General features: G+C 72.8%; 28 protein-coding genes. 21 read left to right on the top strand and 7 right to left on the bottom strand.

Annotated elements, in window-relative coordinates:
• Positions 1-182: 182 nt before the first annotated feature.
• Positions 183-740, top strand: a complete 558-nt coding sequence (locus tag EV374_RS24750; protein ID WP_132239323.1) for an HNH endonuclease — start codon at positions 183-185, stop codon at positions 738-740.
• Between the two features lie 43 nt (positions 741-783).
• Here EV374_RS24750 and EV374_RS24745 read toward each other — a convergent pair whose 3' ends face one another.
• From EV374_RS24745 to EV374_RS24735, 3 genes are all read right to left on the bottom strand, one after another.
• Entirely contained in the window at positions 784-1,635 is an 852-nt protein-coding gene (locus tag EV374_RS24745) for a class F sortase (protein ID WP_132239321.1), read from the bottom strand.
• A 12-nt stretch (positions 1,636-1,647) separates the two neighbouring features.
• Positions 1,648-2,169: a hypothetical protein gene (locus EV374_RS24740; RefSeq protein WP_132239319.1), complete on the bottom strand. Its 522-nt coding sequence runs from the start codon at positions 2,167-2,169 to the stop codon at positions 1,648-1,650.
• Between the two features lie 89 nt (positions 2,170-2,258).
• A complete protein-coding gene (locus tag EV374_RS24735) occupies positions 2,259-2,714 on the bottom strand; it encodes an Lrp/AsnC family transcriptional regulator (RefSeq protein WP_132239317.1) in 456 nt (151 codons plus the stop codon).
• 177 nt (positions 2,715-2,891) lie between these two features.
• On the opposite strand from EV374_RS24735, the gene EV374_RS24730 reads away from it, so the two are divergent.
• From EV374_RS24730 to EV374_RS24680, 11 genes are all read left to right on the top strand, one after another.
• A complete protein-coding gene (locus tag EV374_RS24730; RefSeq protein WP_132239315.1) occupies positions 2,892-3,791 on the top strand; it encodes a tryptophan 2,3-dioxygenase family protein in 900 nt (299 codons plus the stop codon).
• Positions 3,792-3,811: 20 nt separating this feature from the next.
• Positions 3,812-5,122: a kynureninase gene (kynU, locus tag EV374_RS24725; RefSeq protein ID WP_132239313.1), complete on the top strand. Its 1,311-nt coding sequence runs from the start codon at positions 3,812-3,814 to the stop codon at positions 5,120-5,122.
• Positions 5,119-6,456, top strand: a complete 1,338-nt coding sequence (locus EV374_RS24720) for an FAD-dependent oxidoreductase (RefSeq protein WP_132239311.1) — start codon at positions 5,119-5,121, stop codon at positions 6,454-6,456. Before kynU ends, EV374_RS24720 begins: the two co-directional genes overlap by 4 nt.
• 23 nt (positions 6,457-6,479) lie before the next feature.
• The gene (locus tag EV374_RS24715) at positions 6,480-7,961 is read left to right on the top strand and encodes a 2-hydroxymuconic semialdehyde dehydrogenase (protein ID WP_132239473.1); all 1,482 of its coding nucleotides are present in this window, start codon (positions 6,480-6,482) and stop codon (positions 7,959-7,961) included.
• Positions 7,962-8,028: 67 nt separating this feature from the next.
• Positions 8,029-8,823 (top strand): fumarylacetoacetate hydrolase family protein, encoded by a 795-nt coding sequence (locus tag EV374_RS24710; RefSeq protein WP_132239309.1) that lies wholly within the window; start codon positions 8,029-8,031, stop codon positions 8,821-8,823.
• Positions 8,820-9,761 carry an acetaldehyde dehydrogenase (acetylating) gene (locus EV374_RS24705; RefSeq protein WP_132239307.1) on the top strand — a complete coding sequence of 314 codons (942 nt, stop codon included), beginning with the start codon at positions 8,820-8,822 and terminating at the stop codon, positions 9,759-9,761. Before EV374_RS24710 ends, EV374_RS24705 begins: the two co-directional genes overlap by 4 nt.
• Entirely contained in the window at positions 9,758-10,813 is a 1,056-nt protein-coding gene (gene dmpG, locus EV374_RS24700; protein ID WP_132239305.1) for a 4-hydroxy-2-oxovalerate aldolase, read from the top strand. Before EV374_RS24705 ends, dmpG begins: the two co-directional genes overlap by 4 nt.
• Positions 10,810-11,583 (top strand): fumarylacetoacetate hydrolase family protein, encoded by a 774-nt coding sequence (locus tag EV374_RS24695; protein WP_132239303.1) that lies wholly within the window; start codon positions 10,810-10,812, stop codon positions 11,581-11,583. The genes dmpG and EV374_RS24695 overlap by 4 nt, the downstream gene beginning before the upstream one ends.
• A 107-nt stretch (positions 11,584-11,690) precedes the next feature.
• Positions 11,691-12,098 (top strand): RidA family protein, encoded by a 408-nt coding sequence (locus tag EV374_RS24690; RefSeq protein ID WP_486485948.1) that lies wholly within the window; start codon positions 11,691-11,693, stop codon positions 12,096-12,098.
• The gene (locus tag EV374_RS24685) at positions 12,095-12,619 is read left to right on the top strand and encodes a 3-hydroxyanthranilate 3,4-dioxygenase (protein ID WP_132239299.1); all 525 of its coding nucleotides are present in this window, start codon (positions 12,095-12,097) and stop codon (positions 12,617-12,619) included. The genes EV374_RS24690 and EV374_RS24685 overlap by 4 nt, the downstream gene beginning before the upstream one ends.
• Entirely contained in the window at positions 12,619-13,647 is a 1,029-nt protein-coding gene (locus EV374_RS24680; protein ID WP_132239297.1) for an amidohydrolase family protein, read from the top strand. Before EV374_RS24685 ends, EV374_RS24680 begins: the two co-directional genes overlap by 1 nt.
• A gap of 106 nt (positions 13,648-13,753) precedes the next feature.
• Here the strand turns inward: EV374_RS24680 and EV374_RS24675 are convergent, their stop codons facing one another.
• Positions 13,754-14,692 (bottom strand): poly(ethylene terephthalate) hydrolase family protein, encoded by a 939-nt coding sequence (locus EV374_RS24675; RefSeq protein ID WP_486485938.1) that lies wholly within the window; start codon positions 14,690-14,692, stop codon positions 13,754-13,756.
• A gap of 212 nt (positions 14,693-14,904) precedes the next feature.
• Between EV374_RS24675 and EV374_RS24670 the strand changes: the two genes are divergently transcribed.
• The 3 genes from EV374_RS24670 to EV374_RS24660 are packed head-to-tail and all read left to right on the top strand — an operon-like array spanning position 14,905 to position 17,123.
• On the top strand, positions 14,905-16,368 hold the full coding sequence (locus EV374_RS24670; RefSeq protein WP_132239295.1) for an amidase: 1,464 nt from the start codon (positions 14,905-14,907) through the stop codon (positions 16,366-16,368).
• Positions 16,369-16,423: 55 nt separating this feature from the next.
• A complete protein-coding gene (gene ctaJ / locus EV374_RS24665) occupies positions 16,424-16,729 on the top strand; it encodes an aa3-type cytochrome oxidase subunit CtaJ (protein ID WP_449560154.1) in 306 nt (101 codons plus the stop codon).
• Positions 16,716-17,123, top strand: coding sequence for a DUF5130 family protein (locus EV374_RS24660; protein ID WP_132239293.1), 408 nt, complete (start codon positions 16,716-16,718; stop codon positions 17,121-17,123). The genes ctaJ and EV374_RS24660 overlap by 14 nt, the downstream gene beginning before the upstream one ends.
• A 78-nt stretch (positions 17,124-17,201) precedes the next feature.
• On the opposite strand, the gene pepN is transcribed toward EV374_RS24660, so the two are convergent.
• On the bottom strand, positions 17,202-19,754 hold the full coding sequence (gene pepN / locus EV374_RS24655) for an aminopeptidase N (RefSeq protein WP_132239291.1): 2,553 nt from the start codon (positions 19,752-19,754) through the stop codon (positions 17,202-17,204).
• A 215-nt stretch (positions 19,755-19,969) separates the two neighbouring features.
• On the opposite strand from pepN, the gene EV374_RS24650 reads away from it, so the two are divergent.
• The 4 genes from EV374_RS24650 (at position 19,970) to EV374_RS24635 (ending at position 22,980) form a co-directional block, all read left to right on the top strand.
• Positions 19,970-20,593, top strand: a complete 624-nt coding sequence (locus EV374_RS24650) for a DsbA family protein (RefSeq protein WP_132239289.1) — start codon at positions 19,970-19,972, stop codon at positions 20,591-20,593.
• Between the two features lie 200 nt (positions 20,594-20,793).
• On the top strand, positions 20,794-21,147 hold the full coding sequence (locus EV374_RS24645; protein ID WP_132239287.1) for a hypothetical protein: 354 nt from the start codon (positions 20,794-20,796) through the stop codon (positions 21,145-21,147).
• A gap of 93 nt (positions 21,148-21,240) precedes the next feature.
• A complete protein-coding gene (locus tag EV374_RS24640) occupies positions 21,241-22,440 on the top strand; it encodes a DUF1015 family protein (protein ID WP_132239285.1) in 1,200 nt (399 codons plus the stop codon).
• A 72-nt stretch (positions 22,441-22,512) separates the two neighbouring features.
• Positions 22,513-22,980 (top strand): ribose-5-phosphate isomerase, encoded by a 468-nt coding sequence (locus tag EV374_RS24635; protein WP_132239283.1) that lies wholly within the window; start codon positions 22,513-22,515, stop codon positions 22,978-22,980.
• Positions 22,981-23,022: 42 nt separating this feature from the next.
• Here the strand turns inward: EV374_RS24635 and EV374_RS24630 are convergent, their stop codons facing one another.
• Complete coding sequence (locus EV374_RS24630) at positions 23,023-23,343, bottom strand: hypothetical protein (RefSeq protein ID WP_132239281.1); 321 nt, start codon at positions 23,341-23,343, stop codon at positions 23,023-23,025.
• A gap of 342 nt (positions 23,344-23,685) precedes the next feature.
• Between EV374_RS24630 and EV374_RS24625 the strand changes: the two genes are divergently transcribed.
• Positions 23,686-24,231 (top strand): cation:proton antiporter family protein, encoded by a 546-nt coding sequence (locus tag EV374_RS24625; protein ID WP_132239279.1) that lies wholly within the window; start codon positions 23,686-23,688, stop codon positions 24,229-24,231.
• A gap of 145 nt (positions 24,232-24,376) precedes the next feature.
• Here the strand turns inward: EV374_RS24625 and EV374_RS24620 are convergent, their stop codons facing one another.
• Positions 24,377-24,643 carry a hypothetical protein gene (locus tag EV374_RS24620; RefSeq protein ID WP_132239277.1) on the bottom strand — a complete coding sequence of 89 codons (267 nt, stop codon included), beginning with the start codon at positions 24,641-24,643 and terminating at the stop codon, positions 24,377-24,379.
• A 194-nt stretch (positions 24,644-24,837) separates the two neighbouring features.
• Here EV374_RS24620 and EV374_RS24615 point away from each other — a divergent pair, with 194 nt between their 5' ends.
• Positions 24,838-25,635 (top strand): S1 family peptidase, encoded by a 798-nt coding sequence (locus EV374_RS24615; protein ID WP_132239275.1) that lies wholly within the window; start codon positions 24,838-24,840, stop codon positions 25,633-25,635.
• Positions 25,636-25,845: the final 210 nt, after the last annotated feature.

Below are 25,845 nucleotides of genomic sequence, written 5' to 3'. Positions count from 1 at the left end.
GCCCGTTTCCGGGTGATGCCTGGCCGGCTTCCGACATTAGTGCGTGCAATCCGGGAGCCGATCAGGGACGATGGGCGCACGGACGTCGGTGATCCGGCCGGCGTCGGCCGTGGTGGGCGACTGCGCCCGTTTCCGGTCGGCGGTGGCGAGCAGGGGGCCGCTGAACCGGGAGGGTGAACGCGATGCCTGACATACGACCCACGGTGGGCTCCGGTGCGCTGGTCCTCAACGCCACCTACGAGCCGCTGTGTGTCGTGTCGGTGCGCCGCGCCGCCATTCTCGTGCTCTCCGCCAAGGCGGTCTGCGTCGCCGACGGCGACGGCATCCTGCACAGCGCCAGAGACGCGCTGCCGGTGCCGTCGGTCGTCCGCCTCACCCGCTTCGTACGCGTGCCCTACCGCACCCACGTCGGGCTCTCCCGCCGCGCCATCTTCGCCCGGGACGGCTGGCGGTGCGCCTACTGCCGGGGGCCCGCCGAGACCATCGACCACGTCTTCCCGCGCAGCCGGGGCGGCCGGCACGCCTGGGAGAACGTCGTCGCGGCCTGCGCCCGGTGCAACCACACCAAGGGCGACAAGACGCCGGCCGAGCTGGGCTGGCGGCTGCACGCACTGCCGGCGGCCCCGAAGGGCACCGCCTGGCGGGTGCTCGGCCACCGGGCGCCGGACCCCCGCTGGTCCGACTGGCTCGACCTGCGCGAGCCCGAAGGCCGCCTGAGCCGGGAGCCCGAGGCCGCCTGACCCATCGCCCGCGCCCGCACGACGCGGCGTGCGGGCGGGCCGGTCACGTCGTGCGGGCCCGGACCAGCGACGCGAAGACCACCACGTTGTCGGCGTACCCGGTCTGCCCGCCCACCCAGCGCCCGCCGCAGGTGATCAGGCGCAGCCGGGGGCGGTCGAAGTCGCCGAAGACCTCGTCCACCGGCAGCCGGTCCTTGTCGAAGCGCTCGACGGAGTCCACCTCGAAGACGGCCACCGAGCGGTCCTGCCGGGCGACCTCGATCCGGTCGCCGTCGTCCAGGTCCCGCAGTCTGTGGAAGACCGCCGGCCCGCTGGTCGTGTCGACGTGCCCGACGATCACCGCCGGGCCGTACTGCCCGGGGGTCGGCCCCTGGTCGTACCAGCCGGCCTCCTGGGCGCGGGCGGCGTCCGGCACCGCGATGCTGCCGTCGGGGGCGATGCCGACGCCGTGCACGGGCGCCCGGACGTCGATCGGGTCGATGGCGATGCCGACGGGCCGGCTGGCGGGCAGCACCGGGAACTTCTTCGGGGCGGGCCGCAGCCCCGCGAGGAACCGCTCCGGCAGCACGCTCACGCCGGCGATCCGCTCCACGCCGAGCATCGTGACGATCAACGCCATCAACGTCCCGATCACCAGGACCGGCAGGCCAGGCCCCCGCCCCGGGGCCAGCCGGCGACGGCCGGCCGGCATCCGGCGGTACCGGGGCCGGGCGGGCAGCGGACCGGCGGCCGGATCGGTCGTGGCGACGCTCGCCGACACCGCCTCCCCGGCCACCCGGCGCAGCCGGCGGGCGGTCGCGGCCGCCGCCCGGCGGGACGCCCGCAGCGCCCGCCGGGTGGTCGCCCGGACCCGGCCCGGATCCGATCGCCTGGTACGCCTCAGGGAGCCGGCCATGGCGACGGCGGGTCAGGAACCGGACCCGGTCCGGCGGCGGTTGCCGAAGAAGCCGAAGCCCACGGCCAAGGCCACGACCGCGAGGCCCCCGATCATCAGCATCGAGCCGGTGCCCGAGGCGCCGGCGGTGCCGCCGCCCCCGGTGGCCGGGCCCTTGCTCGGCTGCTCCATGTTCAGCACCGTGAGCGTGGTGGTCGCGGTCTTGCCGTTGTCGCAGCGCAGGTCCACCGGGTAGTCGCCGGGCTCCTTGCTGCCCGGGATGGTGACCTGGCCGGTCAGGAAGCCGTTGTCCGGCCGCAGCATCACCCGCCCGAAGGCGTCGGAGTGCACGTCGGCCTGGCGGTTGTTGGCGTTGTCGCAACCGGCCCGGATGCTGACCCGGGTGCCGGCCTGCGCGCTGTTGGGCACCACCTCGACGAAGGTGTTCTCACCCGCCCAGGCGGGTGCGAGAGTCGTCAGGACGAAGGCCCCGACCAGCCCCAAGACGGTCAGAGCACGGGTCAGGGCACGTTGGAACGCTGTGAGCACCGGCATGATCCCCCCTTCCGGTGACGATCACCGGAATCCTCCCCGGGCAACAGGGGCCTGCTTTCCCGCTGGCCGGGGGGCAAACCCGGGGCGGGTCAGCGCTGCCGGTCGGCGGGGGGCAGCGGGGTGACGGGCTGCCATTCCAGCGGGGTGGAGAGCACCATCGTGCTGGACGGCTGGCCGTACGGGGCGAGCCGGTCGATGACGCCTTCGAAGTCGCCGATCGACCCGGCGGCCACCTTGAGCATGCTGCACGCGTCGCCGGTGATCCGGTGGATCTCCAGGATCTCGGGCCAGCCCGCCACGTCCGGGTCGTGCAGGATGCACCGCGCCCCGTAACAGGACATCCGGATCAACGCGACCACGGTGCGGCCGGCCCGGGTCAGGTCGACGTGGGCGTGGTAGCCGGTGATCACCCCGGACTCCTCCAGCCGGCGCACCCGCTCGGCGACGGCCGGCGGCGACAGGTGCACCCGTCGGGAGAGTTCGCTGAAGGAGAGACGTGCGTCGGCCTGCAGTTCCTTCAGCAGCGCCCAGTCCATGTCGTCCATGAGGCGACCTTACTTTCTCGAAGCCGAATCCGGCTCATGCCTTCTGCGTCGCAGGTCAGACGGGGTGAGTGCCGTTGATCCGGCATTCCATCCGGGGGTTCCGCCGAGAGATCATGTCGACATCCCGAAAACGGCCGACCGTCGGCCGTCCCGGGACGGAGCAGAGGGAGGCCACGGGTGGAGCAGACGGACGTGCGCGTACCCGCCAAGGCGGCGGTGCGCCCGGTGACCCCGCGGCAGCGCGCGGCCCGCGCGGCCCGCAACGGCGGCGAACCGACGCTGGAGTTCGCCGAGCGGGTGCCGTACGACGCGTACGTGCACGCCAGCACCCTGCACCAGTTGCAGCAGCCGCTGAGCGACGACCCCGGCGAGATGTCCTTCCTGATGGTCAGCCAGATCATGGAGCTGTACTTCAAGCTGACCTGCCACGAGCTGCGCGAGACGCAGCGGCTGCTGCGGGCCGACCGGGTGTGGGACGCGCTGGCCCCGCTGCGCCGCGCCGCGCTGCACCTGGAGGGGCTGAACGCGGCCTGGAACGGGCTGCGCTGGATGACCCCGGCCGACTTCAACCGGTTCCGCAACCTGTTGGGTGAGGGCTCCGGCTTCCAGTCGGCGATGTACCGCCACCTGGAGTTCCTGCTCGGCCTCCGCGACGAGACGCTGATCCGGCCGTTCCGGCGGCAGACCGACGTCTACGCCGAGTTGCGCGCCACCCTGGCGGCGCCGAGCGTCTGGGACGACGTGGTCGCCCTGCTGGCCCGCCACGGCCACGACCTGCCGGCCGACCTGCTCGACCGGGACGTCAACGCCGAGCACCAGCCGCACGCCGCCGTGGAGGCCGCCTGGGTGCGCATCTACGCCGAGCCCGGGCCGGAGAACCACCTGCGGATGCTGGGCGAGGCCCTGACCGAGGTGGCCGAGCAGTTCGGCGACTGGCGGCAGCACCACGTCAAGGCGGTGCAGCGCACAATGGGCGCCAAGGTGGGCAGCGGCGGCTCCGCCGGACTGGCGTGGTTGCAGCGGAGCATGGCCCGGGTGGTCTTCCCCGAGCTGTGGTCGGCCCGGACAGCGATGTGACCCGAGAGCGAGACGACCCCATGACCACCCCCGCATCCGATCCGTCCGGTTTCGTCGCCGGTGAGGCCGAGGCGCGCCGCCTCGACGCCGCCGATCCCGGGCACCGCCACCTGTTCCATGTGCCGCCGGCCGACGGCGGCCGGTACCCCGAGGCCGCCTACCTGGCCGGCAACTCCCTCGGCCTGCAACCCCGGGCCACCCGCGACGAGCTCACCGCCGACCTGGACGCGTGGAGCCGCCTCGGCGTCGAGGGCCACCTGGAGGGCGAGCGCCCCTGGCTGCCGTACCACGAGCTGCTGACGGCGCCGGCCGCGCGACTGGTCGGCGCCGCCCCGGCGGAGGTCGTGGTGATGAACTCCCTGACGGTCAACCTGCACCTGCTGATGGTCAGCTTCTACCGGCCGGCCGGTGCGCGCACCCGGATCGTCATCGAGGACAGCACCTTCCCCTCGGACAGCTACGCCGTGCGCAGCCAGGCCCGCTTCCACGGCCTCGACCCGGACACCACCGTCGTCCGGCTGCGCCCGCGCGCCGGCGAGGACACCCTGCGCACCGAGGACGTGACCGCCTACCTGGCCGCCGAGGGCGACACGGTGGCGCTGGTGCTGCTCGGCGGGGTCAACTACCTCACCGGTGAGCTGATGGACATCCCGGCCATCACGGCCGCCGGCCGCGCGGCGGGGGCCGTGGTCGGCTGGGACCTCGCGCACGCCGCCGGCAACGTCCCGCTCGCCCTGCACGACTGGGACGTCGACTTCGCCGCCTGGTGCTCCTACAAGTACCTGAACTCCGGCCCCGGCGCGCTGGCCGGCGTCTTCGTGCACGAGCGGCACCTCGGCGACCCCGACCTGCCCCGCTTCGAGGGCTGGTGGAGCACCGAGGCGGCCACCCGGTTCGAGATGACCCCGGTCTCCCGGCCGCCGGCCACCGTCGAGGCGTGGCAGATCTCCAACCCGCCGATCTTCGCGATGGGCCCGGTGCGGACCTCGCTGGAGCTCTTCGACTCCGTCGGGATGCCCGCGCTGCGTGAGCGCAGCCTCCGGCTCACCGGCTACCTGGCGGGGCTGCTGGACGAGGTGACCGCGAACCGCCCGCTGACCGTGGTCACTCCGCGCGAGCCGGAGCGGCGCGGCTGCCAGCTCTCCGTGCGCATCGGCGCGGGCAGCGCGGCCGGGCTGGCCAAGCGGCTGCGGCACGAGCACGGCGTGATCGCCGACGCCCGGGAGCCGGACATCATCCGGTTCGCCCCGGTGCCGCTCTATTCCACGTTCCACGACTGCTGGCGGGTCGCCGACGCGCTGGCCGCCACGGTGGAGGTGAACAACGCATGATCGAGGAACGCAACGAGATCGCGGTCGTCGGCGCGGGCCTCGCCGGCTGCCTGCTGGCCTGCTTCCTGGCCCGGCGCGGCTACCCGGTGGCGCTCTACGAGCGGCGGCCCGACCCGCGCACCGGCACCGTGGAGCGGGGACGCTCCATCAACCTGGCGCTCTCCGAGCGGGGCCTCGACGCGCTGCGCCGGATCGGCCTCGACAAGCAGGTGCTGGCCGACGGGCTGCCGATGCGCGGCCGGATGATCCACCCCGTCGACGGCGAGGCGCAGTTCCAGTCGTACAGCGCCGCCGGCGACCGGGCGATCAACTCGATCAGCCGGGGCGCGTTGAACAACGCCCTGCTCGACGCGGCCACCAGCCTGCCCGGGGTGCGGGTCGCCTTCGACCACCGGCTCGTCGGGCTCGACCCGACCAGCGGCGAGATGACCTTCGAGACCCCGCAGGGCACGGTCGCGGCCACCGCGTCGGTCGTCCTCGGCGCCGACGGCGCCGGCTCCGCGGTGCGCGGGCAGCTGCTGGCGTACGGGCTGCTGACCGAGAGCGTGGACTTCCTCGACTACGGCTACAAGGAGCTGACGATCCCGCCGTTGGGCGGGGACTTCGCCCTCGACCCGGAGGCGCTGCACATCTGGCCGCGCGGCACCTCGATGATGATCGCGCTGCCGAACCCGGACCGCTCCTTCACCTGCACGCTCTTCTGGCCCACCCACGGCACCGCCAGCTTCGCCTCGCTGGGCAGCCCGGCGGCCATCGAGCGGCACTTCGCCGAGCACTACCCGGACCTGCCGCCGCTCGCCCCGGGCCTCGTCGACGACTACCAGCACAACCCCGTGGGCGTGCTTGGCACCGTCCGCTGCACCCCCTGGCAGGCGTACGGGAAGGTCGGCCTGCTCGGCGACGCGGCGCACGCGATCGTCCCGTTCTACGGCCAGGGCGCGAACTGCGCCTTCGAGGACGTCGTCGAGCTGGACCGCTGCCTGGACGAGTGCGCCGACGACTGGTCCGAGGCGCTGCCGCTCTTCCAGCAGCGCCGGCAGGCCAACGCCGAGGCCATCGCGCAGATGGCGCTGGCGAACTTCGTGGAGATGCGGGACAAGGTCGCCTCGCCGCTGTTCCAGGCCGGCCGGAAGGTCGAGCACGCGCTGGAGCGGGTGCTGCCGGGCCGGTACGTCTCCCGCTACGAGCTGGTGTCCTTCTCGACCACCCCGTACGCCGAGGTGCGTCGCCGGGTCCGCCGGCAGCACCGCCTGCTCGGGGCGGTGGCCGCCGGGGCCGCGGCGCTGCTGGCCGGCGCGGTCGGCCTCACGATCAGCCGAGGGAGGCGTCGATGACCGTCCCCTGGGATCCGCGGCTGATGGCCGGGACGGCGCCCGACGGCCCGCCGCTCCTGCGCAATTTCGTCGGTGGTGAGTTCGTCGAGGGTGGGCGGCGGTTCGTCAAGCGCAGCCCGGTGACGGGTGAGCCGGTCTTCGAGGTGGTGGAGGCCGACCAGGGGTGTGTGGACGACGCGGTCGCCGCCGCACGGGCGGCGTTGCGGGGGCCGTGGGGTCGGATGGGGGAGCGCGAACGCGCCGAGGTGCTGCGTCGGGTCGCCGACGAGCTGGAGCGTCGTTTCGACGACCTGGTCACCGCCGAGGTCGCCGACACCGGCAAGTCGATCTCGCAGGCGCGCACTCTGGACATTCCGCGTGGTGCGGCGAACTTCCGCGCCTTCGCGGAGATCGTGGCGACCGCGCCGACCGAGTCCTTCACCACGGTCACCCCGACCGGCGGCCGGGCACTGAACTACGCGGTGCGTAAGCCGGTGGGTGTGGTGGCGGTGATCGTGCCGTGGAACCTGCCGCTGTTGCTGCTCACGTGGAAGGTCGCTCCCGCGCTGGCGTGCGGTAATGCCGTGATCGTGAAGCCCAGTGAGGAGACGCCCGCTTCGGCGACGCTGCTGGCGGAGGTGATGGCCGCCGCCGGGGTGCCGGAGGGTGTGTTCAATCTGGTGCACGGGTTCGGTCCGGATTCGGCGGGGGAGTTTTTGACCCGTCATCCGGGGGTGGATGCGATCACGTTCACGGGTGAGTCGTCGACCGGGAGCACCATCATGCGGGCGGCGGCCGAAGGTGTTAAGGCGGTCTCCTTCGAGTTGGGTGGGAAGAACGCGGGGCTGGTGTTCGCGGACGCGGATCTGGACGCGGCGGTGGCGGGTTCGGTGCGGTCGAGTTTCACCAATGGTGGTCAGGTGTGTCTGTGCACGGAGCGGATCTATGTGCAGCGGCCGGTGTTCGAGGAGTTCACGGCCCGGTTGGCTGAGCGGGCTGCCGCGCTGTCGTTCGGATGGCCGGCGGACGAGGCGACGGTGAACATGCCGTTGATCTCGCATCAGCATCGGGAGAAGGTGCTCGGTTATTACGACCTGGCCCGTGGTGAGGGCGCGCAGGTGTTGGCCGGGGGCGGTGTGCCGCGTTTCGGTGATGCGCGTGATGGTGGTGCGTATGTGCAGCCGACGGTGTTGACGGGGTTGGGTGCGGATGCGCGGACCAATACCGAGGAGATTTTCGGCCCGGTGGTGCACGTCGCCCCCTTCGATGACGAGGACGAGGCGTTCGCGTTGGCCAATGGCACGGAGTACGGGTTGGCGGCGGCGGTGTGGACGCGGGATGTGGGTCGGGCGCACCGGGCCGGTATGGGGTTGGATGCGGGGATCGTGTGGGTGAACACGTGGTTCCTGCGGGATTTGCGGACGCCGTTCGGTGGGGTGAAGGCGTCCGGGATCGGGCGTGAGGGTGGCGTGCACTCCCTGGATTTCTATTCCGAGTTGACCAACGTCTGCGTGGACCTGACATGAGCGCGCAGCCAATCAGGCGCAGTGCTGCGGAGCCCGCTGGCGGCGGCGAGCGGAGTGGGGAGCCGACATGAGCGTTGATTACGAGGCGGCGACCCGGGAGTTGGTCGACGCGCGGGAGAACGGCAAGCCGTGTCCGCCGCTGCGCGGGCGGCTGCTGCCGGAGGGGGACGTCACGTCGGCGTACCTCGTGCAGCAGCTTCAGGTGCGGCAGTGGTTGCAGCGGGGGCACCGGCGGGTGGGCGCGAAGATCGGGCTGACCTCGCGGGCGGTGCAGGAGAGCTTCGGTGTCTTCCAGCCCGATTTCGGGGTGCTGCTCGATGACATGGCGGTGCCCGATGGGGCCGAGGTGCCGATGGGCCGGCTGCTCCAGCCCCGGGTGGAGGCGGAGGTCGCGTTCGTGCTGGGCGCGGACCTGCCCGACGAGCGGATCACCGGCGCGGACGTGATCCGGGCGGTCGACCATCTGTTGCCGGCGATCGAGATCGTGGATTCGCGGGTGGCGGGGTGGGACATCTCGATCGTGGACACGGTGGCGGACAACGCCTCCAGCGGCCTGTTCGTGCTCGGCACGACGCCACGGCGGCTGGCGGATGTGGATCTGCGGTTGTGCGGGATGGTCCTCGAACACGGCGGTGAGCCGGTGTCGGTGGGGGCGGGCGCGGCGTGTCTGGGTAATCCGCTGCACGCGGTGCAGTGGTTGGCGCAGACGATGGCACGCTCGGGTGATCCGCTGCGCGCCGGGGATGTGGTGCTGTCCGGGGCGCTCGGCCCGATGGTGCCGGTGACTCCCGGTGCGGCGTACGAGGCGCGGATCTCCGGCCTGGGCTCTGTCCGTACGTGCTTCTCCAAGGAGGCGTCGTGACCACCGGCGTGGCGGTGATCGGGTCGGGCAACATCGGCACCGATCTGATGATCAAGGTACTGCGGTTGTCGGAGTCGCTGCGGATGGTGGCGATGGTCGGCATCGACCCCGACTCCGACGGGTTGGCGCGGGCGCGGCGGTTGGGTGTGGCGACGACCGCTGAGGGTGTCGACGGTCTGGTGGCGATGCCGGAGTTCGCGGATGTGGAGTTGGTGTTCGATGCCACGTCGGCGGGCGCGCACCGGCGTAACGACGCGGTGTTGGCAACGCATGGTCGGTTGGTGGTGGATCTGACGCCGGCGGCGGTGGGTCCGTATGTGGTGCCGCCGGTGAACCTGGACGAGCACCTGGGCGAGCGCAACGTGAACATGGTGACCTGTGGTGGGCAGGCGACGGTGCCGATCGTCGCGGCCGTCGGTCGGGTGACTCCTGTCGTCTATGGGGAGATCGTGGCGTCGATCGCGTCGAGGTCGGCGGGGCCGGGGACGCGGGCGAACATCGACGAGTTCACGGAGACGACGGCGCGGGCGATCGAGGTGGTCGGTGGCGCGCAGCGTGGTAAGGCGATCATCGTGTTGAATCCGGCGGATCCGCCGTTGTTGATGCGTGACACGGTCTATTGCCTGTGTGAGGACGCTGACGCGGACCGGGCGGCGATCGCCGGGTCGGTGGCGGAGATGGTGGCGGCGGTGCAGGAGTACGTGCCGGGGTACCGGTTGAAGCAGGACGTGCAGTTCGACCGGGTCGATGGGTACGTGCCGTCGTTGGGTCGGCGTCTGCGCGGGTTGCAGGTGTCGGTGTTCCTGGAGGTCTCGGGCGCGGGGCATTATCTGCCGGCGTACGCGGGGAACCTGGACATCATGACGTCGGCGGCCCTGCGTACGGCGGAGCGGCTGGTGGCGGTGCGTTCCGAGGATGCTTCGGGGGTGCTGTCGTGACTGATCTGTACATCCAGGACGTGACGTTGCGCGACGGCATGCACGCCGTCGCCCACCGCTACACGGTCGAGCAGGTCCGCACCATCGCCGCCGCGCTCGACGCCGCCGGGGTGGCCGCCATCGAGGTGGCGCACGGTGACGGGCTGGCCGGGTCGAGTGTGAACTACGGCCATGGTGCGGCCAGTGACGCCGAGTGGATTTCGGCGGCGGCGGAGGTGATGACGAACGCGAAGCTCACCACGTTGCTGTTGCCGGGGATCGGCACGATCGCGGATTTGAAGGCGGCGAAGGCGCTCGGGGTGACGAGTGTGCGGATCGCGACGCACTGCACGGAGGCCGATATCTCGGCGCAGCACATTGCGTGGGCGCGGGAGAACGGCATGGACGTGTCCGGGTTCCTGATGATGTCGCACATGAACGATGCCGCCGGTCTGGCGGGGCAGGCGAAGTTGATGGAGTCGTACGGGGCGCACTGCGTCTACGTCACCGATTCCGGCGGCCGGCTGCTGATGTCCGATGTGGCGCAGCGGGTGGACGCCTACCGGCAGGTGCTGGCACCGGAAACCCAGATTGGTATCCACGCGCATCACAACCTGTCCCTCGGCGTCGCCAACAGCGTCGTCGCGGTCGAACACGGGCGCATCGCCGGTGACGGGCCGCTGGGTTCGGCGCACGGTCGGACGGTGCGGGTGGACGCGTCCCTGGCCGGGCAGGGCGCCGGAGCAGGCAACGCACCACTGGAGGTGTTCGTCGCGGTGGCGGAGTTGCACGGCTGGGAGCACGGGTGTGACGTGTTCGCGCTGATGGACGCCGCTGACGACATCGTGCGTCCGTTGCAGGACCGGCCGGTGCAGGTCGACCGCGAAACCCTCTCCCTCGGCTACGCGGGGGTGTATTCGAGTTTCCTGCGGCACGCGGAGCGGGCCTCGGACAAGTACGGGGTCGACGTGCGCTCGATCCTGGTCGAGTTGGGCCGCCGCCGCATGGTGGGCGGGCAGGAAGACATGATCGTGGACGTGGCACTGGACCTCGCCGGCAAGGAGACATCATGATCGGGCCGGACACTGTCGGTATCGCCGAGCGCCTCGGCGTGGCGGCCGACACCGCCACCGCCATCCCGCAGCTTGCTGCGGAGACGGGTCTGGACGTGGATGGCGCGTACGGGGTGCAGACCGCGTTGATCCAGCGTCGTCTCGACCGGGGTGAGCGGCTGATCGGGTTGAAGATGGGCCTGACCAGCAAGGCGAAGATGGCGCAGGTCGGTGTGGACGAGGTCATCTGGGGTCGGCTCACCGACGCCATGCGCGTCCCCGACGGCGGCACCCTCGACTCGACCAGGTTCATCCACCCGCGTGTCGAGCCGGAGGTGGCGTTCCTGCTGGACCGGCTGCCCGAGCCGGGCGAGCCGGTCGGGGACTTCACCGACGCCGTGCGCGCGGTCGCCCCGGCGATCGAGGTCATCGACTCCCGCTACGCCAACTTCACGTTCTCCCTGCCGGATGTGATCGCCGACAACACCTCCGCCGCCGCCTTCGTCATCGGCCCCTGGTCTCCGGTCCCCGACGGACTGGACAACCTCGGGGTGCTGCTGGAGATCGACGGACGCGTCGCGCAGGTCGGCTCCACCGCCGCGATCCTCGGCGATCCCCGCCGCGCCCTCGACGAAGGCATCCGCCTCGCCGGCCGCCACGGCGTACGCCTACGCGAGGGCTGGGTGTTCCTCGCCGGCGCCGCCACCGCCGCCGTGCCCCTGAAACCCGGCGCCCACGTGCGCGCCGTCGTCGAACACCTCGGCACCACCTCCCTGCGAGCGTCGGCATGACCGCCAACCAGGGCACGACCGCGAACGAGAGCACGACCGCGAACCAGGACACGCCCGCGAACCAGGGCACGAGCGCCGGCCAGGGCAGGGGCGCACAGGCGCACGTCGTGGCCGGCAAGGCCGTACCCCGAGGCGCGTTCCCGCACGTCAAGGTCGCCGGTGGGTTCGTGTTCGTCTCCGGCACCTCCAGCCGCCGTCCCGACAACACCTTCGCCGGGGTGCAGGTCGACGAGTTGGGCACGACGAACCTGGACATCCGCGCGCAGACCAGGGCCGTCATCGACAACATCGCCGACCTGCTCAAGACAGTCGGCGCCGACCTGAGCGACCTCGTGCAGGTCACCACCTACCTCGTCAACATGAACGACTTCGGCGGCTACAACCAGGTCTGGGCCGAATACTTCGACGCCACCGGCCCCACCCGCACCACCGTCGCCGTGCACCAGCTACCCCACCCGCACCTGCTCATCGAGATTCAGGCCGTGGCCCTTCTTCCGTCAGGAGGTCAGTCGTGAGTGAGATCGCGGAGCCGTTCAGCTTCCCCGGTTGGATCGCGGAGAACCAGCACCTGCTCAAGCCGCCGGTCGGCAACAAGGAGATGTTCCCGGGCGGGGACGACTTCATCGTGATGGTGGTGGGCGGGCCCAACCAGCGCACCGACTTCCATGTCGACCCGTACGAGGAGTTCTTCTACCAGGTCAAGGGCAACATGCACGTCAACCTGATGACCCCGGAGGGGCCGCGTACGGTGCACGTGCGCGAGGGTCAGATGTGGATGCTGCCGCGCAACACCCCGCACTCGCCGCAGCGGCCCGAGGCCGGCTCGATCGGCGTGGTCGTGGAGCGGGTCCGCGAGGAGGGCACGCTGGAGAAGTTCCAGTGGTACTGCGCCGAGTGCGGGCACAAGGTGCACGAGGTGGAGTTGCAGGTCCGCGACATCGCCGCCGACCTGCCCCCGGTGTTCCAGGCGTTCTACGCCGACGAGGCCGCCCGCACCTGCGGAAACTGCGGCGCGCTGCACCCGGGTAAGGGCTGATGCCTGCCGGGCCCGGGCCGGCGCGGCCTCCCGTGGTCGACGTGCACACGCACGTCGTACCGAAGGGGTGGCCGGACCTCGGCGCGGCGTGCGGTGGGTCCGGCTGGCCCTGGCTGCGGGTCGACTCAGAGCGGGCGGCCATGATCATGGTGGGGGAGGCGGAGTTCCGCCCGGTCGGGGCGGAGTGCTGGGACGCGCCGACCCGCCTCGGCGACATGGACGCCGACGGCGTGGACGTGCAGGTCGTGTCGCCCACCCCGGTCTTCTTCAGCTACGACCGGCCCGCCGACCAGGCAGTGAAGGTGGCCCGGATCTTCAACGACCGCACCCTGGAGGTCACCGCCGCCGGTGGCGACCGGCTGGTGCCGTTCTGCCAGGTGCCGTTGCAGGACCCGGAGGCGGCCTGCGCCGAGTTGGACCGCTGCCTCGCGGCCGGGCACGCCGGGGTGGAGATCGGCAACCACGTCGGCGACCGCGACCTGGACGACGCCGGGATCGTGGAGTTCCTGACGCACTGCGCCGAGGTGGGCGCGCCGGTCTTCGTGCATCCGTGGGACATGCCGGGCGGCCCCCGGCTGGACCGGTGGATGGCCCGCTGGCTCGCCGGGATGCCCGCCGAGACGCACCTGTCGGTGCTGGCGCTGATCCTCGGCGGCGTCTTCGACCGGGTGCCCGAGACGCTGCGGATCTGCTTCGCGCACGGCGGCGGCAGCTTCCCGTTCTGGCTGGGCCGCGCCGACAACGCCTGGCACCGCCGTGGCGACCTGGTACGCGGCGCCTCCACCGCCCCGCCCAGCTCGTACGTCGACCGGTTCTGCGTCGACTCGGTGGTCTTCTCCGCGCCCGCGCTGCGGCTGCTGGTCGACACGATGGGCGCCGAGCGGGTGCTCGTCGGCAGCGACTACCCGTACCCGCTGGGGGAGCGGCCGGTCGGCCGGGTGGTGCGCGAGGCGGACTTCCTCACCGGCGAGCAGCGCGACCTGCTGCTCGGCGGCAACGCGCTGCGCTTCCTCGGCACCCGCTCCTGAGCCGCGTCCGGGCGGCGCGGTCCCCGAGGGGCCCCGCGCCGCCCGGCGGGTGGAATCCGGAGCCGTCGCGGCCCCCAGTGCGCGCGACGGCTCCGGAGCATGGGGTTCAGGAGTGCGGGCAGGTGTCCCGGTACTCCTCGATCGCCGAGCCCCGCGGGGCCGGGCAGAGGAACTGCTCGTAGCGGGTGTCGTCGTCGACGAACCGCTTGAGCCAGGAGATGCTGTACTTGGCCACCGTCACGTTCGCCGAGGTCGGCGCGGAGTGACTCGCCGCGTTCAGCTCCAGGTACGCCTTGTCCAGAGTGGCCGGCAGGCTGGTGTAGAACGGCTCCGAGTGCGACGAGACCGGGGCCACGGTGTCGTTCTCGGCCCCGATGACCAGGGTCGGTACGCGCACCGTGGACCAGCTCTTCTGGGTGTGCCAGCCGGTCAGCGGGATCGCCGCCTGCAACGCGGGCCGGGTGCTGGCCGCCGACAGGCTGCCTCCGCCGCCCATCGAGTGACCCATCACGGCGAGCCGGTTCCGGTCGATCCGGGTGCGCACGGTGCTGGTGTTGGTCAGGTAGTCCAGAGCGGCCAGCAGTTGGGTGCCCCGGCTGGCCGGCTGGTCGTACACGGACCGGGTGTCGATGGTGATGACGACGAAGCCCTGCGAGGCCAGGCGGGGGCCGAGCCATGCGACCGACGTCTGGCGCGCGGTGAAGCCGGGGGAGATGGCGACCGCGCCGAAGGTGCCCTCGGCGGTGCTCGTCGGGTAGTAGATCGTCCCGCCGCCGAAGCCGCTGACGCTGCTGGCGGCCACGGTGGTCTGCGCGGTGGCGAACGGGCCCCGGGTGGCCTCGATGCTGGCCACGGTGGGCGCGGGGCCGCGCTCGTAGGGGTTGGCGGCGAGTGGCGCGGCCGTAGGCAGGTCCCGGGCGCCGGCCGGTGCGGCGGGGGCGGCGGCGAGGCTCGCGCCGACCAGGGCGAGGGCCAGCAGCGGACGGGTGGCGCGCGAGGACCAGCGGCGGCGGGGGACGGGGTGCAGAGCGGGTAGAGGTTGCACGGCGACGCTCCCTGCGGGGGTGGGGGTCGGTGGCGGCGTTGCGGGGGCCACCGCGTGGACGGTGATCGCCATCGATCGGGTCCATCCTGCGTGCCGGGTGCCGGTGGCCGGTCATCCCGATGTGGTCATGTCCGGGGGGATATGGCGCTCGTCGCACCGCCGCCCGGCCGTGTCGTACGGCACGCCGGCGGCCGGGCGGGCAGGATGAGGGAATGGCCGAGCCGCACGACCTGACCGCGCTGGAGCAGGCCGCCGCGATCGCCGGCGGCGAGCTGTCCAGCGTCGAACTGGTCGAGCACCACCTGACCCGGGTCGACGCGCTCGGCGACACCGTCGGCGCGTTCGTCACGGTCACCGGCGAGCGGGCCCGCGCGGCGGCCCGCGCCGCCGATGCCGTCCCCGCCGACGAGCGCGGCCCGTTGCACGGCGTGCCGACCGCGATCAAGGACCTGACCCTCACCGCCGGGGTGCGCACCACCTTCGGCTCGGCGGCGTTCGCCGACTTCGTGCCGCCCGTGGACGCCGACGTGGTCCGGTTCATGGCGGAGGCCGGGCTGGTCAGCCTGGGCAAGACCACCACCTCCGAGCTGGGCTGTTCGCTCTACTCGGAAGGGCTGGTCGCGCCGCCGGCCCGCAACCCGTGGGACCTGGCGTACACCGCCGGCGGCTCCAGCGGAGGGGCGGCGGCGGCCGTCGCGGCCGGGCTGGTGCCGGTCGCCCAGGGCTCCGACGGCGGCGGCTCGCTGCGCATCCCGGCGTCGCTGTGCGGCCTGCTCGGCTACAAGCCGAGCCGGGGGCTGGTCTCCGGGGGGCCGGTCGGCTCCGGGGCCTTCGGCCTGCCCACCAACGGCCCGATCGGGCGTACGGTCGCCGACGTGGCGGCGCTGCTCGACGTGCTGGCCCGGCCGGTGCCCGGCGAGCCCTACCTGGCGCCTGTCCCACCCCCGGACGGCTGGCTCGGCGCGGCCCGCGCGGCCGACCCGGGGCGGCTGCGCGTCGGGCGGTTCACCGCCCCGATGCTCGCCGACGAGCCGGTGCACCCCGACTGCCTGGCCGCCGTGGACCGGGCGGCGGCGCTGCTCACCGCCGCCGGCCACGAGGTGGTCGAGGTCCCCGCGCCCCTCGGGCCCGCCGTGTGGCCGCTGTTCGAGATCGTCTGGTACGTGCTGGCGCTCGCGCCCGTGCCGCACGGGCGGGAGAGCGCGCTGCTGCCGCTGACCCGCCACCTGCGGGCCCGGGGCGCGGAGATCTCCGCCGGCACCCTCACCGCCACGCTCGGCGAACTCCAGGCGCAGGTACGCCTCGGGGTGCGCCGCACCGCCGGCTGCGACCTGCTGCTCTGCCCGACCCTCGCCGCGCCGCAGGCGCCACTGGGCTGGTTCGCCGAGGGGGGCGACCCGGCCGAGGACTTCGACCGGCAGCGCCGGTTCTCGCCGTACTGCGCCGTGTTCAACGTCACGGGTGATCCGTCCGTGTCCCTGCCGGTGGGCGTCACCGCCGAGGGGCTGCCCGTGGGGGTCCTGCTGACCGGCCGGTACGGCGACGACGCGAGGTTGATCGCCACGGCTGCGCAACTGGAGCACTCCAGTGGCGGATGGGATCGCCACCCCGCAATCTGGCGGGCCGTGGGCTCCGCTAACGTGAATGGCAGCGGTGTCGGGAGGTCGGCGCCATGATCGTCCACCCGACCCGGATCCTTGAGGTCTCTTCTTCCGCCTGGGGGCGTTGGGATTGTCTGTAACCGAGACGTTGCTGGTCTTCGTCGGCATCCCGGCGGCCGCGGTGCTGGTGATCGCCGGTCTGGCGTACGCCGGTAGCCGTGGCGGCGGCGGTGGCGGCGCCAAGCGCTACCGGCCGGGCCGGTCCTTCGACTTCACTCCGGTCTGGTTCCTGGGCCGGCCGGAGCAGCTGGCCGACTCGGCCGGCACCGCCCTGGCAGCGGGCGCGCAGGCGCCGGCGCTGACCAGCCGCAAGCAGGAGCAGGCCGGCATCGAGGCGCCGGCCGGTGGAACCGGAGGCGCAAGTGACCGTTGGTGAGAAGCAGGCCGGGACGGGTAACCCGCCCGAGGTGCTGGACGGGCCGTTCTCGACCCGCCAGCTGCTGCGCATCGACGAGGCCCTGCGCCTGGCCGACCAGGGCACCGGCCTGGTCTTCTCGGTCTTCGTCGGCGGCCTCGACGAGCCGATCCGGGAGCACGCCGAGCGGCTGCACCGCCAGCTCGCCGAGCCCGACCGGTCGGTCCTGATCGCGGTGTCGCCCAACCAGCGGCAGCTGGAGATCGTCACCGGCCGGCACGCCCGCAAGCGCATCCCCGACACCTACGCCCGGCTCGCCGCGCTGTCGATGGTGGCGGCGTTCGGCGGCGGCGACCTGGCCGGCGGCATCATCAACGGCCTCGACCAGCTCGCCAGCCACGCCGGCAAGGGCTGACCGACCCGAACCCGACCGACATCCAACGGTGAAGCCCGGTCCGCGCCGCGGACCGGGCTTCAGCGTGTCGGGCGTACGTCAGGCGCTGCGCGCGTCCCGCTCGCGGGCCCGCAGGGCGCGGACGACTCCGTCGCGGCCCTCGCCCACCAGCCGGCGCAGCGGGGCCGAGTGGCCGTCGCCGGCCAGCCACGCGTCGGTGGCCGCCACCGTCTCGTCGTCCACCAGGTACGCCGGGTACGCCAGCTGCGCGAACTCCTGCGCCGGCTCGCTGTCCCGGCTGCCCCAGACCTGGTCCACCGTGGCGAAGTACGCGTCGCGGTAGGGCACCGTCAGCTCGACCTGCGCCGGGTGGATGAGGCCCTGCAACAGCGCCCGGTTGCGCCAGTTCGGCAGCGACTCCGGGCCGGTCAGCTCGGCCCACACGGCGGCCTTGTTCTCCGCCGTCGGCACCAGCGCGTGCGCGTACGCGGCCTCGCGCTCGCCGCTGGCCGTGCGGTCCCCGGCCAGCTCGGCCTCGATCTCGGCGGGACCGGCCGCGCCGTTGGCGACCAGCGCGCCCAGCACCGCCCAGCGCAGCTCGGTGTCGATGGACAGGCCGGCCGGAACGCCGGTGCCGGCCAGCCAGCCGCGCAGGGTGGCCAGGTCCTCGGCCGAGCGGGCCGCCGTGGCGTACGCGCGGGCCCAGGTCAGCTGGAAGCCGCTGCCCGGTTCCGCCGCCGCCAGCGTCGTCCGCGCGGTGCGGGCCAGCTCCGCCCAGCCGGTCGGCGCCCAGGCCGGGTCGGCGTAGAAGGTGAGCGCCGTCTTGGCCTGGCGCAGGGCGGCGTTGACCAGGTTGATGTCGGTCTCGGCGGGCAGCCCCGCCAGCACCAGCGCCACGTAGTCGCGGGCGGCCAGCTCGGCGTCGCGGGTCATGTCCCAGGCGGCGGTCCAGCACAGCGCGCGGGCCAGCGACGACTCGAAGCCGGCGATGTGCTGCACCACGGTGGACATCGACCGCTCGTCGAGGCGCAGCTTGGTGTAGGTGAGGTCGTCGTCGTTGAGCAACAGCACGTCGGCGGCGGGCACGCCGCGCAGCGCGGTCAGCTCGGTCCGCTCGCCGGCGACATCGATCTCGTGCCGCTCGCGGCGGACCAGCCGACCGTCGGTCAGGTCGTAGAGGCCCACCCCGATCCGGTGCGTACGCAGCGTCGGGTGCGCGGTGGGCGCCTCCTGGAGCACGACCACCTGCTCGTAGGTGCCGTCCGCGCCGATCGTCAGCTCCGGCCGCAGCGTGTTGACCTGCGCCGTCTCCAGCCACTGGGCGGCGAACTTGCGCAGCTCCCGGCCGGAGGCCGTCTCCAGCTCGGAGAGCAGGTCGTCGAAGGTGGCGTTGCCCCAGGCGTGCTTGGCGAAGTAGGCCCGCAGGCCGGCCAGGAACGGCTCCTCACCGACGTACGCGACGAGCTGCTTGAGCACGCTCGCGCCCTTGGCGTAGGTGATGCCGTCGAAGTTGACCTCGACCGCCTCCAGGTCCGGCATCTCGCAGTAGACCGGGTGGGTGGAGGAGAGCTGGTCCTGCCGGTAGCCCCAGTTCTTGCGGATGGACAGGAACGTCGTCCAGGCCTCGGTGAAGCGGGTGGCGTGGGTGTTGCACCAGTGACTGGCCCACTCGGCGAACGACTCGTTGAGCCACAGGTCGTTCCACCAGCGCATGGTGACCAGGTCACCGAACCACATGTGCGCCAGCTCGTGCAGGATCGTGTTGGCCCGCTGCTCGTACTCGTAGTCGGTCACCTGCGAGCGGAAGAGGTAGTGCGACTCGGCGTGCGTGACGCAGCCGAAGTTCTCCATGGCGCCGGCGTTGAAGTCGGGCACCCACAGCTGGTCGTACTTGGGCAGCGGGTAGCGCACGCCGAACTGCTCGTGGAAGAAGTCGAAGCCCTGCTTGGTGACCAGGAAGAGGTCGTCCGAGTCGAGATGCGGCGCCATCGAGGCCCGGCAGAACGCGCCCAGGTCGATGCCGTCGTGGCTGTCCCGCACCTCGTGGTACGGCCCGGCGCAGAGGGCGGTGATGTAGGTGCTCATCCGCACCGAGGTGGTGAGGTGGACCGTCTTCAGCCCCTCGCCCGCCGCCTCCTCCCGCTCCACCGGCATGTTCGAGACCACCTTCCAGTGGTCCGGGACGGTGGCGTGCCAGGTGTAGACGCTCTTCAGGTCGGGCTGGTCGAAGCAGGCGAAGACCCGCTGGGCGTCGGCCGTCTCGAACTGGCTGTAGAGGTAGGTCTCGCCGTCGACCGGGTCGACGGTGCGGTGCAGGCCCTGCCCGCTGTTCGAGTACGCGAAGTCCGCCTCGACGACAAGCGTGTTCTCGCTGTCCAGTCCCGACAGGGTCAGGCCCTTCTCGGCCGACCAGTCGCCCAGGTCCACCGGGGTCCCGTTCAGCGTCGCGGACCGCACCGAGTCGGCGGCCAGCTCGATGAAGGTGCTCGCGCCGGGTTCCGCGCACCGGAATCGCACCTCGGTCCTCGAACGGAAGGTGCGAGCCTCGGCCGCCGCCCGTACGGCGGACGAGAGGTCCAGACTGATGTCGTATCCGGTCACGTCGAGCAGGCGGGCCCGCTCCGTGGCCTCGACCTGCGTCAGGTTGCGCACTCCCGGCACTTTTCGTCTCCATCCCGTTTCGCCGCACGCCTTGGTGGCGCCGTCATCGACCGCTCGTGACGGCCGGATTCGAGTCTTCCATGCACGAACACCCTGTGGTGGGCGAGGTCACGCTCTCATTCCGCTGTCGGTCGATACCCGCTGGGGTGAAGATCGCAGGAGGCGCCGGGAGGCCGGCGCACCCCCGTTCTTCGAAGGGACGAGCCGTGAGCGAGCGTGCCGCCGTAGACATGTTCTTCGACCCCCTCTGCCCGTGGGCGTGGATCACCTCCCGCTGGCTGCTGGAGGTGGAGCAGGTCCGGGACGTGGACGTCCGGTTCCGTGTGATGAGCCTCTCGGTGCTCAACGAGGGCCGGGAGCTGCCGGAGCAGTACCAGGAGCTGATGCGGACCGGCTGGGGCCCGGTGCGGCTCTGCATCGCCGTCGAGCAGCGGTACGGCCAGGACGCCGTCCGGAAGCTCTACACCGCCCTCGGCACCCGGATCCACCTCGGGCAGGAGAAGCTCACGCGGGAGCTGTTCGTCGCCGCGCTGACCGACGTCGGGCTCGACCCGGCGCTGGCCGACGTGGCCGAGGGCACCGCCCACGACGAGGCGCTGCGGGCCAGCCACGAGGCCGGCATGCGTCCGGTCGGCACCGACGTCGGCACCCCGGTGATCCACGCGCCCGGCCCGGACGGCGGCACGGTCGCCTTCTTCGGCCCGGTGGTCACCCCGGCGCCGAAGGGGGAGGCCGCCGGCCGGCTCTGGGACGGCGTCCTGCTGGTCGCCGGCACCCCGGGCTTCTACGAGCTGAAGCGCACCCGCGACCGCGACCCCATCTTCGACTGAACCGCTCCTTCGCTCGGCCCCATCGTGGGCGCCTCCCGGACCGATCAGGGGGTTCGCGTCGTGAACCCCCTGGTCGGCGGCGGTGACGCGGGGCCCGGGGGAGGGCGGGGGCGTCACCGGGGTGGCGGCGGGATCGTTGGCCCGGGTGTCCGCCGCAGCGACCCGCAGGGCCGCACCCGCAGCTCGTGGAGGCAGTTCCGATGGCCAAGCACCGTGTGCCCGGTGACGACCCGTCGACCCGGGAGGGGGTGACCGAGCGCCCGGACGCGGCGTACTGGTCGGTCGACGACTCCCGCTGGCCGGCGGTCCGTCCCGACCTTCCCGCCCACATGGTGGACCTGCTCGCCCCGCCGATCGTGGTCGGCGTCGCCCGCGTGCCGGCCACCTCCCGGCTCACCCCGCCGGCCGAGCACCGGCCGGTGCCGGCCGCGCCGAGCGGGACCCGGCGGATCGTGCCCGCCGGGCCGGGCGTGCCGGGCCGGCGACCGGCGGGCGGCCCCACGCCGGGCGGCCGGCACCGCAGGGCTGCGGGACAGTCCGACCGCACCGCCTGAATCCGGCGCCCCGCCCCGGTAGCTCTTTCATCTGGTGGACCCCGCGCGGGTCCCGCGCCGGCGGGACTCGCGTCGCCGGTAGCGTCTCCGCACATGACGGTCGTGCATCCGATCGCCCGGGCCTGGATCACCACTGGCGGCACCGGCGCGCAGAACTACGACGAGTTCGCCGACGACGCGGAGATCACCGCGATCATCGAGGCGAACCCGCACAGTGCCCTCGGCATCGAGATGCCGCACCGGGCTCCGGAGAGCCTGGGCAGGTCCTTCCTCGACGCCCTGCCGGACGCGGTGACCCGGCTCGCCGAGGCCAAGGCCGACGGCAGCTACACGCCGGCCGAGCAGGTCGTGGTCCTCTACCGGATCAGCGCGCCGGGGGAGGAGAACGCGTACGGGCTCTTCGCCATGGTGGACACCGACCAGATCTCCACCCGCGCCGACGAGCCCGGCCTGGTCATCCGCAACGAGGACGTCTTCATCGCGAAGGTGCGGGAGCGGGTGGCGCTCGCCGAGGCGCTGGGGCACCTGCTGTCGCCCGTACTCCTGCTCCAGACCGGGCGCGGCGACGAGCTGCACGCCGCCCTCGCGGCGGCGACCGACGCCGCCGGCGCGCCGGCGGCGACCGACACCGACCAGGCCGGGCGCACCCACGCCATCTGGCTGCTCGGGCCGGGCCCGCGCCAGGACGAGCTGACCGCCCTGGCGGGCGGCGGCGAACTGGTCGTCGCCGACGGCAACCACCGCAGCCTGGCCGCGCAGACCGGCGGGCTGCCGCGTTTCCTGTCGGTCATCACGACCCCGGCGTCGGTGGCGATCCAGCCCTACAACCGGCTGGTGAGCGAGCTGACCACGACCGCCGACGACCTGCTCGCCCGGCTCCGCGCCGCCGGCGCGGAGATCAGCCCGATCGACGGCCCGGTCGAGGTCCCGGCGGCCGGCGGCACCGTGCACCTCCGCCTCTCCGGCCAGGGGTACGCGGTCACCCTGCCGCACGTAGGCGAGAACCGGCTGGAGAACCTGGACCACGCCCTGGTCGAGCGGCTGCTGCTGCGCGACGCGCTCGGGCTCGACCCGGGCGACAAGCGGATCACCTACGTCGGCGGCGACTACCCGGCAAGCTGGTTGACCGGCGAGGTCGACGCGGGCCGGGCCGAGCTGGCGGTGCTGGTCGCCCCGGTGACGGTGGACGACTTCGTCGCGGTCAACCTGGCGCGGGAGAAGATGCCGCGCAAGAGCACCTGGTTCACCCCGAAGGCCCGCGGCGGCCTGGTGGTCGCCGAGCTGTCCCGCTGACCCTGTGACGAATCCGCCTCCGGGACGCCGCCCGCGCGTCGTCCCGGAGGCGCGCCTGACAGACTGCGCGGTATGCGCGTCTACCTGGGATCCGACCACGCCGGTTTCGAGTTGAAGGTGCACCTGGTCAACCACCTGACCAAGGAGGGGCACGACGTGGTCGACGTCGGCCCGCACGCCTTCGACCCGGACGACGACTACCCGGCCTTCTGCCTGCACACCGGTGACCGGGTGGTGGCTGACGAGGGCAGCCTCGGAGTGGTCATCGGCGGCTCGGGCAACGGCGAGCAGATCGCCGCGAACAAGGTGGCCGGCGTCCGGGCGGCCCTCGCCTGGAGCATCGACACCGCCCAGCTGGCCCGCGAGCACAACGACGCGAACATCGTCGCGGTCGGCGCCCGCCAGCACACGCTGGACGAGGCCACCGCCATCGTCGAGGCGTTCCTGACGACCCCGTTCTCGGGCAACGAGCGGCACGCCCGCCGGATCGCCCAGGTGGCCGGCTACGAGAGCACCCGCCAGCTCCCCACGCTGCCCTGACCGCCGTGTCCCCTGCCCGGCGGTTCCCGCCAGGGTCGTGGGTCAGCGGCGGGGGAGGTCCTCGCGGGGCGTCCAGTTGCGGCGGATGATCACCACGCGTTCCTCGGCCGCCGCCAGGTCCTCGTCCGTGGGGCGGGAGGCGTCGCGGGCCCGCATCGCGGCGGTCACGCTCACCTGGGAGGAGCCGGGGCCGACGAGACCACGCAGGCCGCGGTCGCCCTCGTCACCCGGGCCGCCCCGGCGGGCACGCGGCGGCTCGGGGCCGTCGTGCACCCCGGCGGTCGTCGCGTTGGGGCCCCCCGTCGCGCCCGCGTCACTGCTCGGGTGCCGTACCCGGCGTCGGCGTCGCTCCGTGTCACCCATCAGCCGACCGTACCGCCCCGGCCCGATCGGCGCTGGCTCGTGGATCCGGCGCCGGCTCGTGGGTGCGGTGCCGGCTCGTGGGTGCGGTGCCGGCTCGCGGGTGCGGTGCCGGCTCGCGGGTCCGGCCTCGGCTCGCGGGTTCGGCGCGTATGGCGCGCGGAGTGGCCGGTGACCTCGGTCACGACGACCCGGTCGTCGGCGCACGCCGGGTCGGCCGGCGCCGCCGTGGCCAGCGGATCGGGGCCCGCGCCCGGGTGCGGCCTCGGCGACCGGTTTGCGGGCTGGCTACCCTCGGAACGGACGGCGGCCGGTGGTTGCCGTCGGTCCAGGGGAGGGGACGAGATGGTCGACCAGACGCAGCCGTGGGCCGAGCGGACCGTCGAGGTGCCGCCGCAGCCCGGTGCCGGGGTGCCGCCGCAGCGCGACGCGTACCAGCGGGGGGTGGCCTCGGTCGGGCAGTCCCGTACGACGCGTACCGAGCCGTTCCCCGTCGTCGAGCACGAGCCGACGGGCACCGGGTGGCCCAACGCGCCGGCCCCGCGCCGCCCGTTGAGCTGGCACGTCGAGCAGTTGAAGCGCGGCGGCGAGTGGAGTGCGGCCGGCGCGCTCTTCGCCTTCGTCTGCTGGGGGATCTGGGCCATCTCGGGCGGCGGGAACCTGGGCGGCCCGTTCCTGATCTTCCTGCTGAGCCTGCTGGTGGCCGTCGGCCTCTTCGCGTTGGCCCGGCTGCTCGGCCGGGTGGTGCTGGAGCGGCAGCTGGGCCGGGTGCGGCGCAGCGCGCGCGGGGCGCACCTGGTGACGGCGGTCTTCCTGGCCGGTCTCGGGATCGCCTACCTCCAGCAGACCGAGTGGGTCGTGTCGGCCTGGAACTGGATCAGCAACAACTGACCGTACGCCCGGGCGGGCCGGCCTGCGCCGCCCGCCCGCGCGCCCGGTCGCGGCGTCTCGCGACCTCCGGTCGTTCCACCAGGTCGCCGGCTGCTTACCCGGCCGGCCGCGGTTCATCCGCGCCCGGCCGGAGCTGATCCGCAGCTCAGTGCTTCCCGCCGTGGCCCTCCGAGTCGGCCTTCGGGGAGGCCACCCGGGCCGCCGGGTCCTCGACGCCGGGCTCCCCGCCGTCCGGCGCCACCATTCCGTCGTAGTTGTAGACCGTGCCGTCCTCGCCGTGCTGCTTCGTGGTCCGGACGTAGCGGTGCATCATGCCGTCGATCTCCACCTCGAGCAGGGCGTCGCCGCCCGTGTCGATGGTGCTGCCGTCCCGGGGTCCGCCAACGAGGTGTGCCTTCGTGTTCGTGTCCATGTCCAGGCCCGTACCCGGGCGGTCCCGGCGCAAAACGGGCGATGTGCGTCCGGCGCGCCGAATCCTGGTCGCCTGCGGTATGACCGACGCGGGATGTGTCGGGGCATTGCCATCCATCGATAGATATCCATAGGCTCCCGCCATCGGTTTCCGGCGCGCCGCCTCGGCCCGCCGCGAGGGTTCGGGAGGCTCCCATGGTCCGTTGGCGCACACTCGTCGGCCGGTTGGCCGCCGCGTTGGTGGCGGTCACCGCCGGCTCGTTCGTCCTGGCTGTTCCGGCCTCCGCCAAGCCCGGGCCCGAGGTGACCCCGTACGTCGTGGGCGGAACGCTGGCCGCGCAGGGCGAGTTCCCCTTCATGGTCCGGCTCTCCATGGGCTGCGGCGGTTCCCTCTACAGCCCGCGCCTGGTGCTGACGGCCGCGCACTGCGTCGGCGGGACCGGTACGAACACCAGCATCACCGCCACCCTCGGCGTCGTGGACCTCCAGTCGTCGAGCCGGATCCAGGTGCGCTCGAACTACGTCTACCGGGCGCCCGGCTACAACGGCAACGGCAAGGACTGGGCCCTGATCCGGCTGGCCACGCCGGTCACCACGCTCCCGACGCTGAAGATCGCCACCAGCACCGCGTACGACAACGGCACCTTCACGGTCGCCGGCTGGGGCGCCACCCGCGAGGGCGGCGCGCAACAGCGCTACCTGCGCAAGGCGAGCGTGCCGTTCGTCAGCGACGCGACCTGCAACTCCTACTACGGCGGCCAGATCATCGCGAACGAGGAGATCTGCGCCGGCTACGCCAGCGGCGGCATCGACACCTGCCAGGGAGACTCGGGCGGCCCGATGTTCCGGCGCGACGCGAGCAACGCCTGGATCCAGGTCGGCATCGTGAGCTGGGGCAACGGCTGCGCCCGGCCCTCCTACCCCGGCGTCTACACCCAGGTGAGCACCTTCGCCCCGGCGATCGCCTCGGCGGCGGCGAGCCTCGGCGGCTGACCCGGAACCAACCCTCGGGGCCCGGCCGGCTCGTCCGGCCGGGCCCCCGCGCGCGCTCCGGCCGGCCCTGCCTGTGCGCCCGCCCCGCCCGACGGTTCCGCGCGGCGGGCCGCTCGGGCCGCGGCCTCTACTTCAAGTGACAGAAAGCGAGGTGGCGAAAGTCGCATGCTCCCCTTCTTCGATCGGCCCCCTAATGCCCGTGATCGGCGA

This window comes from Micromonospora sp. CNZ303 (genome assembly GCF_004345505.1).
This window is presented reverse-complemented; position numbering and strand designations above follow the sequence as displayed.